The 14659-nt window shown below is 61.7% G+C and carries 23 protein-coding genes and 1 tRNA gene; 3 read left to right on the forward strand and 21 right to left on the reverse strand.

The genetic code is table 11. The features are described from left to right. Nucleotides 1–13 precede the first annotated feature (13 nt). Genes CAL13_RS08615 through dapC form a run of 5 tightly spaced genes read right to left on the reverse strand, consistent with a single transcriptional unit; the run spans nucleotide 14 to nucleotide 6045 of the window. The gene (locus CAL13_RS08615; protein ID WP_086072093.1) at nucleotides 14–1963 is read right to left on the reverse strand and encodes an ABC-F family ATP-binding cassette domain-containing protein; all 1950 of its coding nucleotides are present in this window, start codon (nucleotides 1961–1963) and stop codon (nucleotides 14–16) included. Further along, nucleotides 1960–2856: a 50S ribosomal protein L3 N(5)-glutamine methyltransferase gene (prmB, locus tag CAL13_RS08620; protein WP_086059343.1), complete on the reverse strand. Its 897-nt coding sequence runs from the start codon at nucleotides 2854–2856 to the stop codon at nucleotides 1960–1962. The genes CAL13_RS08615 and prmB overlap by 4 nt, the downstream gene beginning before the upstream one ends. Before the next feature lie 8 nt (nucleotides 2857–2864). Continuing rightward, entirely contained in the window at nucleotides 2865–4004 is a 1140-nt protein-coding gene (gene dapE, locus CAL13_RS08625; RefSeq protein WP_086072094.1) for a succinyl-diaminopimelate desuccinylase, read from the reverse strand. Continuing rightward, nucleotides 4004–4825, reverse strand: a complete 822-nt coding sequence (dapD, locus tag CAL13_RS08630; protein WP_086057040.1) for a 2,3,4,5-tetrahydropyridine-2,6-dicarboxylate N-succinyltransferase — start codon at nucleotides 4823–4825, stop codon at nucleotides 4004–4006. The genes dapE and dapD overlap by 1 nt, the downstream gene beginning before the upstream one ends. 20 nt (nucleotides 4826–4845) lie before the next feature. Continuing rightward, the gene (gene dapC / locus CAL13_RS08635; RefSeq protein ID WP_086072095.1) at nucleotides 4846–6045 is read right to left on the reverse strand and encodes a succinyldiaminopimelate transaminase; all 1200 of its coding nucleotides are present in this window, start codon (nucleotides 6043–6045) and stop codon (nucleotides 4846–4848) included. 44 nt (nucleotides 6046–6089) lie between these two features. On the opposite strand from dapC, the gene CAL13_RS08640 reads away from it, so the two are divergent. Together CAL13_RS08640 and CAL13_RS08645 are read left to right on the forward strand one after the other, a co-directional pair. Beyond that, nucleotides 6090–6176: transfer RNA gene (locus CAL13_RS08640), tRNA-Leu, on the forward strand. Between the two features lie 164 nt (nucleotides 6177–6340). Next, nucleotides 6341–7330: a tyrosine-type recombinase/integrase gene (locus tag CAL13_RS08645; protein ID WP_086072096.1), complete on the forward strand. Its 990-nt coding sequence runs from the start codon at nucleotides 6341–6343 to the stop codon at nucleotides 7328–7330. Here the strand turns inward: CAL13_RS08645 and CAL13_RS08650 are convergent. The 16 genes from CAL13_RS08650 to CAL13_RS08705 form a co-directional block, all read right to left on the reverse strand. Then, entirely contained in the window at nucleotides 7314–7523 is a 210-nt protein-coding gene (locus CAL13_RS08650; RefSeq protein ID WP_086073568.1) for a helix-turn-helix transcriptional regulator, read from the reverse strand. The two genes, CAL13_RS08645 and CAL13_RS08650, sit on opposite strands and share 17 nt — an antisense overlap. Nucleotides 7524–7644: 121 nt before the next feature. Next, nucleotides 7645–8037: a hypothetical protein gene (locus CAL13_RS08655; protein ID WP_086072097.1), complete on the reverse strand. Its 393-nt coding sequence runs from the start codon at nucleotides 8035–8037 to the stop codon at nucleotides 7645–7647. A gap of 3 nt (nucleotides 8038–8040) precedes the next feature. After that, nucleotides 8041–8418 carry a hypothetical protein gene (locus CAL13_RS08660; RefSeq protein WP_086072098.1) on the reverse strand — a complete coding sequence of 126 codons (378 nt, stop codon included), beginning with the start codon at nucleotides 8416–8418 and terminating at the stop codon, nucleotides 8041–8043. Continuing rightward, on the reverse strand, nucleotides 8411–8647 hold the full coding sequence (locus tag CAL13_RS08665; protein WP_086072099.1) for a hypothetical protein: 237 nt from the start codon (nucleotides 8645–8647) through the stop codon (nucleotides 8411–8413). Before CAL13_RS08665 ends, CAL13_RS08660 begins: the two co-directional genes overlap by 8 nt. Next, the gene (locus tag CAL13_RS08670; protein ID WP_086072100.1) at nucleotides 8647–8838 is read right to left on the reverse strand and encodes a hypothetical protein; all 192 of its coding nucleotides are present in this window, start codon (nucleotides 8836–8838) and stop codon (nucleotides 8647–8649) included. The genes CAL13_RS08665 and CAL13_RS08670 overlap by 1 nt, the downstream gene beginning before the upstream one ends. Beyond that, the gene (locus CAL13_RS08675) at nucleotides 8835–9635 is read right to left on the reverse strand and encodes a Lar family restriction alleviation protein (RefSeq protein WP_198297932.1); all 801 of its coding nucleotides are present in this window, start codon (nucleotides 9633–9635) and stop codon (nucleotides 8835–8837) included. Before CAL13_RS08675 ends, CAL13_RS08670 begins: the two co-directional genes overlap by 4 nt. Beyond that, nucleotides 9625–10518 carry a hypothetical protein gene (locus CAL13_RS21310; RefSeq protein WP_198297933.1) on the reverse strand — a complete coding sequence of 298 codons (894 nt, stop codon included), beginning with the start codon at nucleotides 10516–10518 and terminating at the stop codon, nucleotides 9625–9627. The genes CAL13_RS08675 and CAL13_RS21310 overlap by 11 nt, the downstream gene beginning before the upstream one ends. After that, nucleotides 10505–10810 (reverse strand): HNH endonuclease, encoded by a 306-nt coding sequence (locus tag CAL13_RS21680; RefSeq protein ID WP_420042441.1) that lies wholly within the window; start codon nucleotides 10808–10810, stop codon nucleotides 10505–10507. The genes CAL13_RS21310 and CAL13_RS21680 overlap by 14 nt, the downstream gene beginning before the upstream one ends. A 260-nt stretch (nucleotides 10811–11070) precedes the next feature. Next, entirely contained in the window at nucleotides 11071–11370 is a 300-nt protein-coding gene (locus CAL13_RS21180) for a hypothetical protein (protein WP_157664826.1), read from the reverse strand. Between the two features lie 93 nt (nucleotides 11371–11463). Next, nucleotides 11464–12072: a hypothetical protein gene (locus CAL13_RS08685; RefSeq protein WP_086072103.1), complete on the reverse strand. Its 609-nt coding sequence runs from the start codon at nucleotides 12070–12072 to the stop codon at nucleotides 11464–11466. Nucleotides 12073–12078: 6 nt separating this feature from the next. Further along, complete coding sequence (locus CAL13_RS21185) at nucleotides 12079–12222, reverse strand: hypothetical protein (protein WP_157664827.1); 144 nt, start codon at nucleotides 12220–12222, stop codon at nucleotides 12079–12081. Nucleotides 12223–12232: 10 nt separating this feature from the next. Beyond that, on the reverse strand, nucleotides 12233–12736 hold the full coding sequence (locus CAL13_RS08690) for a siphovirus Gp157 family protein (RefSeq protein ID WP_086072104.1): 504 nt from the start codon (nucleotides 12734–12736) through the stop codon (nucleotides 12233–12235). Nucleotides 12737–12748: 12 nt separating this feature from the next. Beyond that, nucleotides 12749–13366 (reverse strand): hypothetical protein, encoded by a 618-nt coding sequence (locus tag CAL13_RS08695; RefSeq protein ID WP_086072105.1) that lies wholly within the window; start codon nucleotides 13364–13366, stop codon nucleotides 12749–12751. A gap of 2 nt (nucleotides 13367–13368) precedes the next feature. Beyond that, nucleotides 13369–14022 (reverse strand): AAA family ATPase, encoded by a 654-nt coding sequence (locus CAL13_RS08700; RefSeq protein ID WP_086072106.1) that lies wholly within the window; start codon nucleotides 14020–14022, stop codon nucleotides 13369–13371. 96 nt (nucleotides 14023–14118) lie between these two features. Then, the gene (locus tag CAL13_RS21585; protein ID WP_269768194.1) at nucleotides 14119–14253 is read right to left on the reverse strand and encodes a hypothetical protein; all 135 of its coding nucleotides are present in this window, start codon (nucleotides 14251–14253) and stop codon (nucleotides 14119–14121) included. Next, complete coding sequence (locus CAL13_RS08705) at nucleotides 14250–14522, reverse strand: hypothetical protein (protein WP_086072107.1); 273 nt, start codon at nucleotides 14520–14522, stop codon at nucleotides 14250–14252. The genes CAL13_RS21585 and CAL13_RS08705 overlap by 4 nt, the downstream gene beginning before the upstream one ends. On the opposite strand from CAL13_RS08705, the gene CAL13_RS21590 reads away from it, so the two are divergent. Beyond that, nucleotides 14521–14655, forward strand: a complete 135-nt coding sequence (locus CAL13_RS21590; protein ID WP_269768195.1) for a hypothetical protein — start codon at nucleotides 14521–14523, stop codon at nucleotides 14653–14655. The two genes, CAL13_RS08705 and CAL13_RS21590, sit on opposite strands and share 2 nt — an antisense overlap. Nucleotides 14656–14659: the final 4 nt, after the last annotated feature.

Raw genomic sequence — 14659 nt, forward strand, 5'->3', positions numbered from 1 at the left:
GGCGCGGGCTGCGCTATGTCGCGGCCGATGCCGCGTCTTTTTCGGCGGCCTCGATCGCTTCCTGCAGGGCGAACCACTGTTCTTCCAGTTCGCCCAGGCGCTTGGTAAGTTCCCCATGCTCCGTCATGACCTGTTGCCGTTCGGCGCGTCGGGCATCGGAGTACAAGTCGGCATCGGCAATGGCAGCGTCCAGCGACTGCAGCCGCGCGCGCGCCTTTTCCATTTCGGCATCGACTTTCGACAGCTTGGCTTCCAAGGGCTTGCGCGCTGCCGCCATGCGTTGGCGCAGCTCGGCTTCCTGGCGGCGTTGCTGCTTGCGATCCACCGGGGGTGGGGTGTCGGGCGTCGCAGCGTTGGCGCGTGCCTCCGCTTTTTCGTCCGCGCTGCGCGCGGCGAGCCAGTCGCGATAGTCCTCCAGGTCGCCGTCGAATTCGTGCACGGTGCCGTCCGCCACGATCCAGAAGTTGTCCACCGTCGTGCGCAACAGGTGCCGATCGTGTGAAACCAGCAGCATGCTGCCCGCGAACTCCGCCAGTGCGGCAGCCAATGCCTCCCGCGTTTCCACATCCAGATGGTTGCTCGGCTCGTCCAGCAGCAGCAGGTTGGGCTTTTGCCAGACGATCAGGGCGAGCGCCAGGCGCGCCTTCTCACCGCCGGACATAGGTCCGACCTTGCTCGTAACCGCATCCCCCGAAAACCCGAACCCGCCAAGGTAATTGCGCAGATCCTGCTCGCGGCTGTCCGGCGCGATGCGCGAAAGATGCATCAGCGGTGTGGCGTCCGTGTCCAGCATATCGAGCTGGTGCTGGGCGAAATAGCCGATGGAAAGGCCGCGGGACGCGCGCCGTTCCCCAGCTCGCACGGGCAGCGTTTCTGCAAGCGTTTTGATCAGCGTGCTTTTCCCGGCGCCGTTGGCGCCCAGGATGCCGACGCGGCTGCCCGCGCGCACCATCAGGTTGACGTTGCGCAGAATGTCGACCGGCGTGCCGGTTGCATCGACATAGCCGGCGGAGAGGTTTTCCAGCACCAGCAGCGGGTCCGGCATATGGTCAGGCGACGGGATGCGGATGTCGATACCGGCCTCGGCATGCAATGGCGCCAGGGACTGCATCCGGGCCAATGCCTTGACGCGGCTCTGCGCCTGCTTGGCCTTCGATGCCTTGGCCTTGAAGCGGTCGATGAAGCTTTGCAGCCGGGCGGCCTCGCGGTTTTGCCTTTCCCATGCAATCTGGGTCTGGCGCAGCCGCTCCGCACGCTGCATCACAAAGTCCTGGTAGCCGCCGCGATAGCGCACCAGTTTGCCATGGTCGAAATGCAGAATGGACTTGGCCGCTGCGTCCAAGAATTCGGTGTCGTGTGAGATCAGCAAAACGGTACCCGGATACGCCGCCAGCCACTTCTCCAGCCACAGCATGGCGTCCAGATCCAGATGGTTGGTGGGTTCGTCCAGCAACAGCAGGTCCGAGGGCGCCATCAGCGCTCGAGCGAGGGCAAGACGCATGCGCCAACCCCCGGAGAAGCTGTTGACGGGCTGGGTCCACTCGCTGGGTTTGAATCCCAGCCCCGCCAGCAACTGCTCCGCACGCGCCGGTGCGCTCCAGGCGCCGGCTTCGATCAGCGCTGCCTCGGTTTCGGCGATCTCGGTGCCCTGGCTGTCCGCCAGCCCGGCGCGCCTGGCCTGCAGCGCACGCAAGGGCACGTCGCCGTCGATGACGAACTCGCGCGCGGGTCGGTCGTCGGCGTGCAGTTCCTGCTGCACGCTGGCAATGCGCCAGTCGGGGGGCATCGTCAGGGTGCCCGCGTCCAGGTCCAGGGCGCCGGTCAATAGTCCGAACAGCGAAGACTTGCCCGCGCCGTTCTTGCCAACGATACCCACCCGTTCGCCCGGATTGACCACGAAATCGGCGCCGTCCAGCAGAACCTTGGTTCCGCGGCGAAGGGTGATGCCGGTTCCTCGTATCACGGCGCCAACTGCTCGCGGGTCAACAGCACGATCTGATCCGACGCCTCGGACGAGTCGAGCCACACGGGCTCCAGATTCGGGAATGCGGCTTCGAAATGCGGCCGTTCGTGCCCGATTTCCAGCACCAGCAAGCCGCCCGGCTTCAGGTAGGCCGGCGCGTCTTTCAATATGCGCCGTACGAGATCCATGCCATCGTCGCCGCCGGCCAGCGCGAGCGCAGGCTCGTGGCGATATTCCTCCGGCAATGCTTCCATGGAGCCCGCGTTGACGTAAGGCGGGTTGCACACGATCACATCGTATTGCCGCGGCGGCAGCTTCTCGAAAAGGTCGCCGGCATGCAGGGATACGCGGTCGTGCAGGTTGTAGGCCTCCACGTTGTGCATGGCGACTTCCAGCGCGCTGGGCGATATGTCAACCCCATCCACATGCGCGAATGGAAACGCCAGGGCCGACAGCACGGCAAGACAGCCGGAGCCGGTGCACATGTCCAGCACGTACTCGACGGTCTCGGGATTCGAGACCCACGGAGACAGGCTATCGTCCAGCAATTCGGCGATGGGCGAGCGCGGCACGATGACGCGGTTGTCCACATAAAAGCGGCGGCCGCGCAGCCACGCTTCGTTGGTGAGGTAGGGCGCGGGCATGCGGTCCCCGACCCTGCGGTCGATCAGGGCGAGCACCTGCTCCCGTTCACCGGGCAATACCCGGGCGTCCAGGAAAGGCTCCAGCGTGTCCAGCGGCAGGTGCAGCGCATGCAGCACCAGGTAGACAGCCTCGTCCCACGCATTGTCGCTGCCATGTCCGAAGGCGACCTTGGCGCCGTTCAGGCGCGATACGCCATAGCGCACCAGATCCCGGACGGTCTGCAATTCTTGGCGATCGGTGGCGCTCATGATCCGGCTCATGGGGAAAGCAGCAGGTTTTCGACCGTGCGGCGATAGATGTTTTTCAAAGGAACCAGCGCATCCAGTTCGATGCGCTCATTGACCTTGTGGATGGTCGCGTTGCAAGGGCCGAATTCGATGACTTCGGCGCAGATCTTCGCCAGGAAACGGCCGTCGGATGTGCCGCCGGTCGTGGAAAGTTCGGTGTCCAGGCCGGTTTCTTCCCGGATCGCATGGCTCAGGGCGGCGCTGAGCGTGCCCCGCGGCGTCAAGAACGGTTCACCGCCCAGTTCCCAATCGATGTGGTGCTCTACGCCATGCTTGTCCAGCACGGCCGCCACACGGGCCTTCAGGCTCTCCGGCGTGCTCGCCGTGGAAAAGCGGAAATTGAACAGTATCGATGCTTCACCCGGCACAACGTTGGTCGCGCCGGTGCCTGCCGACATGTTGGAGATCTGGAAGGTGGTCGGCGGCAAGTATTCGTTGCCCCGGTCCCATTCGATGGCGACCAGTTCGGCGAGCGCGGGCGCTACTTCATGCACGGCGTTGCGGGCCAGATGCGGATAAGCGACGTGCCCCTGCAGGCCCTTCACCGTGAGACGACCGGACAGCGATCCGCGCCGGCCATTCTTGCACACGTCTCCAAGCCGTTCGGTGGAGGTGGGTTCTCCCACGATGCAGTAATCGAGCGTCTCTCCACGCGCCTGCAGCTGTTCGCACACGCGCACGGTGCCATCCACCGATGGGCCTTCCTCGTCGGACGTCAAAAGCAAGGCGATGGACCCGGCATGTGCCGGATGCGCGGCCACGAACTCCTCCGCCGCAACCACGAAGGCCGCGATCGAGCTTTTCATGTCGGCCGCGCCGCGGCCGTACAAAAATCCGTCGCGCTCGACCGGCACGAAAGGATCGCTTTGCCATTTATCGCGCGGCCCGGGCGGCACCACATCGGTGTGGCCCGCAAATACGACCAGCGGGCCTTGCGTGCCGCGCCGCGCCCACAGATTCGTCACCCCGTTGAACGCCATGGTTTCGCAACGGAAACCGATGCGCGCAAGGCGAGCCGCCAGCATCTGCTGGCAGTCGGCATCTTCAGGCGTGACGGATGGGCGAGCGATGAGATCCTTGACCAGATCGAGTACGGCGGATTCGCCCATTACGCCCTCAGCAGGTCGTTGATGCTGGTCTTGGCGCGCGTCTGCGCGTCGACCCGCTTGACGATGACCGCGCAATACAGGCTGTGCGAGCCGTCTGCGGAGGGCAACGAGCCGGGCACCACCACCGATCCGGAGGGAATGCGGCCGTAGCTGATCTTGCCGGTCGCGCGGTCGAAAATCTTGGTGCTTTGCGACAGGTATACACCCATGGAAAGCACCGAATTTTCTTCGACGATCACCCCCTCGACGATTTCGGAACGGGCGCCGATGAAGCAGTTGTCTTCAATGATCGTGGGATTGGCCTGCAAGGGCTCCAGCACCCCGCCGATGCCCACGCCGCCCGACAGGTGCACGTTCTTGCCGATTTGCGCGCACGAACCGACCGTGGCCCAGGTGTCCACCATGGTGCCCTCGTCGACATAGGCGCCCAGGTTCACGTAGGACGGCATCAGCACGACATTGCGGGCAATGTAGGCGCCCCGACGTGCGACGGCGGGGGGCACGACCCGATAGCCCCCATGCTGGAACGCCGCGTTGCCGTATTCGGCGAACTTCAGCGGCACCTTGTCATAGAACTGCAGCGGCGCCTGGCCCATGACGGCGTTGTCCTGCAGACGGAACGACAGCAGCACCGCCTTCTTGATCCACTGATGCACGACCCACTCACCGGTGGATTTGTCGGCCACGCGCAGGCGCCCGGTATCCAGGGCGTCGATGGTGTGCTCGACCGCTTCGCGGACTTCGGCGCTGGCATCGGTCGGCGTCAGGGAGGCCCTGGCTTCCCAGGCTTGTTCGATGGTGGTTTGGAGGTCGAGGGTCATGGTCGTAGATGGTGAAGGGGTTAAACGGAAGATTTGACGAAGTCGGCGATGCGTTCGGCGGCATCGACGCATTGCGCGAGGGGCGCAACCAGGGCCATGCGGACGCGATTGCGGCCGGGGTTCTGGCCGTGCGCCTCGCGCGCCAGATAGCTGCCCGGCAACACCGTGACAGCCGTCTGCGCGTACAGGTTGCGGGCGAAATCGGTATCCGGCACCGGCGTGGCGACCCAAAGATAGAAGGATGCCGCCGGCCGGGCGATATCCAACGCCCGCTGGAGTATAGGGACAACGGCGTCGAACTTTTCCCGATACAGACGCCGGTTCTCGCGCACATGGGTCTCGTCGGTCCAGGCGGCGATGCTGGCGGCCGACACGACCGGGCTCATCGCGCCGCCGTGGTAGGTGCGGTACAGGAGGAAACGACCGACGAGCGCGGCGTCTCCCGCCACGAAGCCGGAGCGCATACCCGGCACATTCGACCGCTTGGACAGGCTGGAGAACACCACCAGGTTGCGGTAATCATGGCGGCCCAGGGCATGGGCGGCCTGCAGCCCGCCGAGCGGCGGATGGGATTCATTCAGGTAGATTTCGGAATAGCACTCGTCGGACGCGATGATGAAGCCGTAGCGATCGCTCAGCTCGAGGATTTCGCGCCAGTCCTCCAGGGACATGACGTTGCCCGCCGGGTTGCCCGGCGAGCAGACATACACCATGCGCGTTTTGCGCCACACGGCTTCCGGCACCTGGCTCCAGTCGGGGCCGAAATTGCGCTCGGGATCCGCGTTCACGAAGTACGTCTGCGCGCCTGCCAGCAGGCTCGCGCCTTCATAGATCTGGTAGAACGGGTTGGGGCAGATCACCACATCGTCGCCCGTGGGGTCGATCACCACCTGAGCGAAGGCGAACAGAGCTTCGCGAGAGCCCAGTACGGGAAGCACCTGGGTCTCGGGATCCGGGGCAGGGATGCCGTAGCGCTTCCCCAGCCAAAGGGCGATCACTTCCCGCAGCCGGGCTTCGCCTTTGGTGGCGGGATACGACGCCAGTCCGCCGGGCAAAGCCTGGATCATGGCCTGCGCAATTCTCGCCGGGGTTTCGTGCTTCGGTTCGCCGATGGACAGGTTGATGGGGCTCAACCCGCTCGGCGGCGTGCCGGCCTCCGCCATCAGCCGGCGCAGCTTCTCGAAGGGGTAGGGGTGTAGGACATCTAGGCGGGGGTTCATGGCGCGGAATTTTAACAAGCAAGCTACAATAACGGGCTCGGCTTGCGAAGGTGGCGAAATTGGTAGACGCACCAGGTTTAGGTCCTGACGCCGTAACAGGTGTAGGGGTTCGAGTCCCCTCCTTCGCACCAACTAACACCCATCATTGATTTGGCGTAACGCCAACAATGACCCACTACATAGGCACTTTCGAGTGCCTTTTCTTTTTACGAACCCCCGCAGAATTGACACACGCCTGCAATTTCGCCTACTTTCCTACGCCAAATCCACGCCAGAAATTACGCCAGGGGTCGGAATGGCATCGTTCAGGAAGCGCGGCGACATGTGGCGCGCAGAGGTTTACAAGGGTGGGGTGCGTGACAGCGCTACTTTCCCAACGAAGCGCGAAGCCCAGGAATGGGCGGCTAAGCGCGAGCTAGAACTTGCCGAAAGCAAGGAGACTGGCGTAATTCCGGCGAAGCTTTCCAAGGTGCTTGAGAAGTACCGGGACGAGGTTTCGCCGAAGAACAAGGGGCACCGCTGGGAGCGGGTGCGGATAGATCGGTTTCTGAAGGAGGAGCCGGACCTGTGCGACAAGCTCATCCACACCATAACCCCGAAGGACTTGGCGGCGTGGCGGGATAGGCGCTTGGAAGTGGTCCAGGGGGTGTCCGTCCGGCGCGATATAGCACTGCTGCGGACGGCATGGGGATACGCCAGACGAGAGTGGCGTAATTTGAAGGTGGACCCGTGGCCCGACGTGGCGAAACCGCCAGAGGGGCGCCATCGGGACCGGATTTATACCCAGGCCGAGATAGACCGCTTGGTGGCGTGCCTGACCTGGGAAGAGGGGGCGAAGGCGGTCAACCCTCGCCAGCAGACTGCTATTGTTTTTCTTCTGTCCCTAGAAACCGCCATGCGGTCCGGGGAGATCGTCTCGCTCGAATGGCCGCAGGTGGACTTGAAACACCAAGTCGTCCACCTTGACAAGACGAAGAACGGCGACAAGAGGGCCGTCCCCCTATCCAAGCGGGCGGTGCAACTCTTTGACGCCGTGAAGGGGCTAGACGACACGCGGGTATTCACGATCAGCCACCAATCCCGCGATATTCATTTCCGCAACGCCAAGGAAGTGGCCGGGATTACCGACGCCACTTTCCACGACGCCCGGGCGACTGCCTTAACCCGGCTTTCAAAGAAGCTGGACATTCTGCAGCTTGCCCGGATGGTGGGCCACCGCGATCCCCGTAGCCTCCTTATCTATTATCGCGAGAGCGCGGCTGACATCGCTAAGCAACTTGGGTAGACCTGCGCCCATCCCTGCGCTGCTGCTGGCCTTCTATCCATAGATCGACTTCCTGTGCCTTCCACCTGCGGGCGCCTCCGAAAACGAAAGGCCGCGGGAAGTCTGGCCGCTTGGTCAGACGATCCCGGACATGCGCGGCGTTCAGGTGCAGCCGTTCGGCAATTTCCTTGTGGGTGATGAATTCGTGTTCCATCGTCCAATCCTTCCTAGTCGTCTCTAAGATGCGCTGTATGGTGCTGGTCAAGGCCTTGTCCTGAATATGACCCAAATGACGAAGGCCCAGAATCCGAAATAGACCAAGGTCTCAAAGTCGCTCACCCCTCACCCCCTTCCTTGCGCTGCGAGTTGATGGCGGAGTCGATGGCTTGATCCAACGCCTCCCCACGTATGGCCTCTCCCGAACAGTCTTCCCAGAATGCAACATCAAGGCCGACTACCGGGACTTCCGACGGCGCATCCCTCAGCCACAGATACCTCCGCGCCATCTTCACCAGTTCCATGACGGTCTGAGGGTCGCAGTTGGCGATGTGGCGCGCATCGGGTTGCGTCAAGCTACCCGAGCTGGACACACCGTGCTCTTTGGAGTCGCATCCCACCATGCCGCACCAGCAACTCGGCCCTTCGTGGCAATACTCGAACCTCCACGGTCCCGGCGTAGCCTTCTGCGCGTCCTGCTCTATCTTCAATAACTGTTCAGCGGTCAGCATCGTCTAGCTCCGATTTGATTTCGATCCCATTGCAGCGGCAGCGCGTACGATGGCGCGGCGGGTGGCGGCGTTCGGGTCGCCTCCGAACGGCTCCGAGATCAGGGAATGTGCCTGGTATGAGGGACAGCCGCCGGAGCCATATCCAAGTAGCTCAGGCGTGTGCGCCCATACGGTGGCGCTTTCTTTGTAGATGCTGATTTGGATATGCAGCTTCACAGCCAGCCTGAGCGCTTGGCCGTCGTTGGCAAGCGGGTTCCACGGGCAGTCAGCGCCACCAATGACGGGCTCATAGATGCCGCATATGCCGGGGATTGGCTCGTCGTACGTTCCGACGATCCCCGCAGCCCGCGCCGCGGCCTCCAGCAGCATGCGGTCATTCATCGCTCTGCTCCTTCGCCATCTTGGCAGCCCGGCGCAGTTCCTTGATGAAGCGCTCCAAACAATAGGCCGGCACGTTAATGCGCGCATCGCCGGCGCTTATCCAAATTTCCTGGTCGTTGTAGAAGCCGATGCAGATGGCCGGTCCGAAATGTTCGCTCGAAACTTGGTCGGAAGGCATGGTAAGCGCCGCCGTGCAGGTCTCGCCGGGGCCGAACTTCACGATGTCCATTATTCTTTCTCCTTTCCGGCGCGCTGGGCGCGATAGAACCGAGACGGCGACCAGTCGCAGCGCGTGTCTGTTTCGGTGTGGCCGAAGATCGTTTTGCAACGATAGATATGGGCGCAATCGCCGCAAGTGGTCCCGGCAGGAAGGTTCATCTTGTCCGGGTCTGCCGGGTCGTAGTTCAGCATCTGGCTCATGACGCCTCCTCTCCGGCACGCTGGGCGCGGGCGGTGTCTTCGGTGCGGCTGACGACGTAGCGCATGCCCGTGACCGCGGCCGACAGCTCGCTATCCTTGGGCGCCGCTTTCGATAGACGCTCCAGAACGGCCAGGATGTACCGCAAATCCAACAGGTGGTTCGGGTGCAATGCGGCATCCTTCACCCGCTCGGCGTCCTTGGCGCAGGTCGCGCAGCGATAGGGGCGGTACCATGCGCGCACTTTGGCGCTGAATTTGCGATATTGGCTGTCCGTGATGTACTTGAAATAGACAGGTGTGGTTGACTCCCAGGCTATCGGCTCGGCGTCCTGGGCGGGGGCGTAGCGGGCGAGAACGCGGCGGGCGAACTTGACCACGCTATAGGGCATGCGGTCGTAGTCGATATCGAACTCATCAACGGCAATGCCGATCAGCTCCGCATCCGTCGGCGCGCCCTGCTGCGCAATCCCGCCACCCTCAGAGCCAGTGCTGGCGCGGGTCTTGGGGTCGTCCGATGGCGAGAACCCGCCGGCCTGCTGCGCGGGACTGGCGCGGCGGTTCCACCAGGCGATGGCATCGCCCTTTGCCTGCGCCGATATATTGGTCGTGCCCTTGCCGGACTCCCACTTCTCGTCTTCGAAGCCTTTGCCACTGACCCCGCAGGATGGACATTTCACCCACCACTTGCCAGGGTAGTATCCCCACGAACCGGAGGCATGCTCCAGGGCGCCAGGCGATCCGCAGAAGGGACACGGTTTTAGCTTCGCCGCCAACTCCAGCAGGTGCTTATCGTCCATCGCCATCCCCCTGTGCAGCCGGTGCTCCACATACTGCGCACGGGACGTTATCGCCGCTCGGCTTGCCTTCGCACGCGACGCATTGTGCAGCCGGTGCGGTGTAAGTGTCGCGACTCTTAAAACGCGGGATTCCGCCAGGGGTGCGCCATGCAGGCTCATCGCCCTGCGCCGCCGGTGCGACATCATCCGGCCGGTCATGCTCCCATTCCGCACCAGGGTCCAGCCAGCGGTCTACGGCACGCGCCAGAGCGGATACAGACGGCTCGCTGCCAGTCCACGCTTTCAGGGCATCGACTACATAGGTCGGCACGAGTTGCACATCCGACCCGGCTTGCTGAATGGGTGCGGGCGGGGCGGCGATCTCGCCACCAAGCAATATCGATCCTTCTTCCGGGCAGTCATCGAGCCAGCAGTAATATCCCCGACCGCTATGTCCGTCGCCGTATCGGATGACCGCAACAGCCTCCATTTGATCCGGGTCACGGTCTGGCGCAACGTAATCAAGCGCGGCGGCAAGTTCGGCCCCGGTCAACGAAACGGAAAGTTCATGCCCCGCTTGCTTCTCGGGCTGCGCGGGAGCGGCGGCGTAGACAGGCGTGCCGGGCGGCATGATGGCCGCATCAAAGTAAGCAGCGGTGAACCCCGGCTTCGATTCCGTGGCATACCCCATCGGCACCGCCCCAGCCTCGCTGGCGGCGGGCAGGATGCGGGAGCGCAGCCATACCTGCCACGCAAACTCTACAGCGTCATCGGCGTAGCGCCCTATAGGCAGTTTCCAGTCAACGAGTGCGCGGGGCTTACCAGCAGCTTCAGCAGCAGCCTCAAATGCAGCTCGGCTCTCCGCCGGCATGCCGCCCAGCTTGGCGCTTTCATCGTTGGTCATACGTTTCACCCCTTTTCTCTAGGACGTGTAGAGCCCCTTGGCGCGCTGCGTTGGCCTCACGGAGCGTTGGATATAGGCCCAGGTGATAGCTTTCCCCGTTGATCTGGATCTGAGCTTTCCAGCGGTTTTCTTGCATGCTGATTCCGACGTATCCGCTCCTGTTGTTCGCCCGTATGTCCGCATTTCGGATATTCAACGAGTGCGTCGCCAAGCGGAGATTCGTCAGTCGGTTGTCGGTCTTGGTGCGATTTATGTGGTCAATAATTTGTGTGGGCCACTCTCCATGAGTCATCGCCCAGATAGCCCTATGAGCTTTGAAATGCGCACCATTGAGGCGGATGGTTAAGTACCCATTCCCGTTCAGGGAGCCAGCAGCGGAACCGGCCCATCGCCTATTCCATGCTATGTGCGAGCGGTCATTTTTGAAGTGCGCTCTGGGACGTTCCTTCCAGGACAGCTTTCCGGTTTCGGCGTCATAGGCCAAACATTCATGCAGGTATGGCACCGGTAATGGGGCGCTGAACGTTACCCGGTCGTCGAATTCTTCGTCCGTCACTTCGTCGGCTCCTTGTCGATCAGGGCGCGGATAGCGGCGGCGATGTATTGCCCGCACGCATGCCCTGGCGTTGTGCTGATCGTCTGCCAATGTTCGGCTTCGGCGGCGGCCAGCTCGAACGCCTTGCGCCGCTCGTCGGCGACCTCCCGCTCCAGCAGTTCGATGTACTCGCATAGCGTGATGGCACGTTGCGCGTGGAGCGTTACGTCGATGAACGCGCTGCGCAGATCCTCCATGGTTTCGTCGACGCCTGCGGGTCGCTTCGGCGGCAGGTCTGGCTTGTCAGCGGGGGTCATTTGCGAACCTCCGCTGCGTAGGCGCCATACGCATAACCCACCAGGAATCCGAACATTCCCGCGGCTAGAAGAGATACCAGGAACCACAAAATATCAATTGCCATTCTTCCCGCCCTCCCCAGCGCTATCCGACATGGCGGCGATGGCTGCATCCGTGATTTCGTCCAGGCGTTCGTCCTGATCGACTATCGGGAAGAAATCGTCCTCGCCCATGGTGCCGACGCTCCAGGCGGACCAGACGCGACCGCAGTCATATGCACTACCGCCTATCGCTGCCGCAATGGCATCGCGCACGCGCTCGCGTAGAGCCGCGTCCCGTACATCGTCCTCCTGCTGCGATGGGTGGGCGCCAGGAAATGGCGGAAGCGGTTGCCACAAGGAGGGGACAAGACGCGCGTGAGTCTGCCCCATATAGCACTGCGCGATCCAGCCAGTTTGGTCCAGCCAATAGCCGACTACCCGTGTGCTCGCCTCCGCGTTGATATGGCGCGCGAAGAGCATGAGCGGCGTCCCATCCCTCGGTGCCGTCTCGATATCCCTCCACCCGGCCGGCTGCTGGGGCTGGGCTGCGACCTTTTCGAGCCACGCCGCGACTTCATCACACAGCGATTGCTCGATTCCGTCGCTGTCTTCCGTCAAGTGCCGTGCGATCGCCAGCAGTTTTTCGGGACTGGGGGATGTCGTATGGTTTTGGGTGGTCATGATTCCTCACGCAGCGATGAACTTGCGGATGCGGGTCTGCCACGACAACTTCTTCTTTTTGTCCCGCGCCTCAGACCGGGTAAAGCAAGTCAGAAGTGGCTGCCAGCCTGCGGAGGTATGGCGCTCAATAATCCAGTAGTGGTGTTGCATCGCTGGCTCCTTACTTGATGTTCAGTCGATAACCCTGGGTCAGCTTCGCGCCGGGCACCTCAAATCCATCTTGGATCGCCTTCTTAATGAGTGTTTTGTCGATCTGGGGAGGCGGAGGCGGGGGGCTTGTGAAGTAGTCTTGTGGAATCTGCCGCTCATCCTCGATAAGGACAGAGGGCGGATTCTTGGCGATGGACAGGACGAAATGCGGGCATTCGATGCGCTGAATATCGTTCGCCTGCATGACTTGGAGAACGTAGCTCTTGATCCGCTCCACCTTCTTTTCTATGACGCGCCGACGGTGCGCCATCTTCTGCTCGGCTTCCTTAATGCTCGCTGCGACAGCCTCAAGATGCTGCGTGAAGGCGATTGTGTTCTGCGCCTTCACCTGCAGCTCACCCCCCAGGCTCTCCAGGGTGTCGGCGAAGGCTTTTTCGTCCAGATCCAGCTCGGCCAGCTTTTCGAGGTCGGCACGGTACTCACGCGCGATCTCGTAGAGGGTGATGTTGCTCATGTCGGCTCCAGATCAGAAAGGTATGTCGGTGAGGTCATCCGAGGCCGCTTCTGCCGCGGCACGGTTCCCCGCTTCGATGGATGACGTGCCGGATGTCTTCAGAGGCTTGTCACGCAACGCTTGCACCATCTTGGGAAGCTGCTCTGGCGTCGTTTTTCGATCCAGAATCTCGGACGCGACTAGTTCCGTTGACGCTTGAAAGACTCCGGCCAGAATGGGGCGCCATTTGTCCGCCTTGTACTCCTCCATGGAGAACAAGAGGCCAATAGGTTTGCCCAGGAGTTCGGTGAACTGAGGCACTACAGCCTCAATCTCCTTCCCAGCATCGAAGTCGTAGATTTTTGCGGGCGTATCCTTGGGGTCTGCCAGTTGTCGAAGCGATAGGCAAGCCATGATGGCGGACAGCTGCTTGTATCCGTATACCTGGGTTCCGTCGCCGCGCTGCGTATAGATGGCGAACCGCGCCTTCTGGCCGGATTCAGTCACGAAATCAAAGTCAATACCGTAGGTTCCCTTGTCGGAAATGATGTGTTGGGCGCGGGTGAACTTGCCCTTGTATTTGCCCTTCTCGGTGATTCGGTTGCCAGTAGATTCTGCGGCTTTGGCGGCGGTGGGATCGAGTGCGTACATGCTTATTCCTCAACGGTTGCGTGGTAGTAGTCAAAGATTGCTTGGTCAACTGCGGCAAGATCGTTATCGATCAGGTCTTGCTCAAATAGCCCCATCGGGGTTTTCGTGGTGTCGCTCCCGTTGTTCCGGGTGGCGAACAGGTATTGCCCGTCTCGGATCACGGTGCGTAAGACAATGGTCACCATGCCTTCGAGGGTGATCTTCTCGTCCAACATCTTCCCGATGGTCTTAATCTTCGTGCGTCCAGATTCGGTTGTCTCTACGTGGGAAAGCAGGTAGACGCGCACATCTTCTTGGAGGGATGCCGCGGCGTTCAGAATGTCCCAAGCGTTCTTCCCAATTTCAGTGAACTTGTCGAACCCTCGTTCGTCTGTGCGGCGCATGAACTCGTTCGCCATGACGTACTGGAAGTCGTCAACAACAATCACTTTTCGGCGCGTGCGCTGCATCAGGGCGATGATGTTCGCCGCCGCATCCGTCTGGAAAATGTTCCCCTCAGGGCACGCTTCTTTGTCAAAGCGCTTCCAGTTGCCAGAGCGGAACGGGAGCGGCTTTTTCACCGCCTGGATCAACAGGGTGTCTGCCGGGTCTAGGTTGCGTAGGCTGGCCGATTTCCCTGTACCGGACTCGCCCAATACCATCGTGACTATGCTCATTGATTGCTCCTGATTGCTCTACGATTGCTATTTCTTCGCCCCTCCGTCCGCGCAGGAACAGGTCGGGCGATCCTGGGAGGAAGTAGTCTTCTGGCCTCATCTATGGGCCACCCGAGCCCAATTCACTTGATGCTGGATCCGCTGCGAGTCCTCGTAGTCCCAATGCGAAGCCAGCAGGTAGCAGGCGAGGACTACGATCAGCTTCCAGCCGTGTTTCTTCATATCGCTCATGCCGCCCTCCGGTGCTGGATCGTCTCGGCACGGTCTTCTTCTTGTTCTGCCTGGAATGACTTCCAGTACGCCCTCATGCTTTGATAGGTGAGGGAGTCGCAGACTTCCACCCACTCGCCGGATTTGGTGCGGACCTTCTTGACGGCGTATACCGGGTACTTCTTGCCCTGGTATTCATCCGTCTCGAACTCGATCATCACTTCCAGATCGTCCGTCCCTTCACCCTTGAAAAGCACGTAGTGGGGAGTGAGTTGCAGGTCAGTGTCCATGGCTATCTCCCATGTATGGGTCGGCGCAGCGATGGAGCCGGGCTATCTCGTCGCCAGCCTTTGCTATTGCGATGGCTGCCAGGGCGATCAGCACGCACTTCTCAACTTCGACCCACGTCAGCACGCCGCCTAAGATA

It is taken from the genome of Bordetella genomosp. 9 (assembly GCF_002119725.1).
In the GTDB taxonomy this organism is placed as follows: domain Bacteria; phylum Pseudomonadota; class Gammaproteobacteria; order Burkholderiales; family Burkholderiaceae_B; genus Bordetella_C.

Excerpts from the sequence above, each read along its gene's own strand:
- prmB (WP_086059343.1), bottom strand. The coding sequence starts at position 2,856 with ATGAGCGCCACCGATCGCCAAGAATTGCAGACCGTCCGGGATCTGGTG.
- dapE (WP_086072094.1), bottom strand. The coding sequence starts at position 4,004 with ATGGGCGAATCCGCCGTACTCGATCTGGTCAAGGATCTCATCGCTCGC.
- dapD (WP_086057040.1), bottom strand. The coding sequence starts at position 4,825 with ATGACCCTCGACCTCCAAACCACCATCGAACAAGCCTGGGAAGCCAGG.
- dapC (WP_086072095.1), bottom strand. The coding sequence starts at position 6,045 with ATGAACCCCCGCCTAGATGTCCTACACCCCTACCCCTTCGAGAAGCTG.
- CAL13_RS08645 (WP_086072096.1), top strand. The coding sequence starts at position 6,341 with ATGGCATCGTTCAGGAAGCGCGGCGACATGTGGCGCGCAGAGGTTTAC.
- CAL13_RS08650 (WP_086073568.1), bottom strand. The coding sequence starts at position 7,523 with ATGGAACACGAATTCATCACCCACAAGGAAATTGCCGAACGGCTGCAC.
- CAL13_RS08655 (WP_086072097.1), bottom strand. The coding sequence starts at position 8,037 with ATGCTGACCGCTGAACAGTTATTGAAGATAGAGCAGGACGCGCAGAAG.
- CAL13_RS08660 (WP_086072098.1), bottom strand. The coding sequence starts at position 8,418 with ATGAATGACCGCATGCTGCTGGAGGCCGCGGCGCGGGCTGCGGGGATC.
- CAL13_RS08665 (WP_086072099.1), bottom strand. The coding sequence starts at position 8,647 with ATGGACATCGTGAAGTTCGGCCCCGGCGAGACCTGCACGGCGGCGCTT.
- CAL13_RS08670 (WP_086072100.1), bottom strand. The coding sequence starts at position 8,838 with ATGAGCCAGATGCTGAACTACGACCCGGCAGACCCGGACAAGATGAAC.
- CAL13_RS08675 (WP_198297932.1), bottom strand. The coding sequence starts at position 9,635 with ATGGACGATAAGCACCTGCTGGAGTTGGCGGCGAAGCTAAAACCGTGT.
- CAL13_RS21310 (WP_198297933.1), bottom strand. The coding sequence starts at position 10,518 with ATGACCAACGATGAAAGCGCCAAGCTGGGCGGCATGCCGGCGGAGAGC.
- CAL13_RS21680 (WP_420042441.1), bottom strand. The coding sequence starts at position 10,810 with ATGACTCATGGAGAGTGGCCCACACAAATTATTGACCACATAAATCGC.
- CAL13_RS21180 (WP_157664826.1), bottom strand. The coding sequence starts at position 11,370 with ATGACCCCCGCTGACAAGCCAGACCTGCCGCCGAAGCGACCCGCAGGC.
- CAL13_RS08685 (WP_086072103.1), bottom strand. The coding sequence starts at position 12,072 with ATGACCACCCAAAACCATACGACATCCCCCAGTCCCGAAAAACTGCTG.
- CAL13_RS21185 (WP_157664827.1), bottom strand. The coding sequence starts at position 12,222 with ATGCAACACCACTACTGGATTATTGAGCGCCATACCTCCGCAGGCTGG.
- CAL13_RS08690 (WP_086072104.1), bottom strand. The coding sequence starts at position 12,736 with ATGAGCAACATCACCCTCTACGAGATCGCGCGTGAGTACCGTGCCGAC.
- CAL13_RS08695 (WP_086072105.1), bottom strand. The coding sequence starts at position 13,366 with ATGTACGCACTCGATCCCACCGCCGCCAAAGCCGCAGAATCTACTGGC.
- CAL13_RS08700 (WP_086072106.1), bottom strand. The coding sequence starts at position 14,022 with ATGAGCATAGTCACGATGGTATTGGGCGAGTCCGGTACAGGGAAATCG.
- CAL13_RS21585 (WP_269768194.1), bottom strand. The coding sequence starts at position 14,253 with ATGAGCGATATGAAGAAACACGGCTGGAAGCTGATCGTAGTCCTCGCC.
- CAL13_RS21590 (WP_269768195.1), top strand. The coding sequence starts at position 14,521 with ATGGCTATCTCCCATGTATGGGTCGGCGCAGCGATGGAGCCGGGCTAT.
- CAL13_RS08705 (WP_086072107.1), bottom strand. The coding sequence starts at position 14,522 with ATGGACACTGACCTGCAACTCACTCCCCACTACGTGCTTTTCAAGGGT.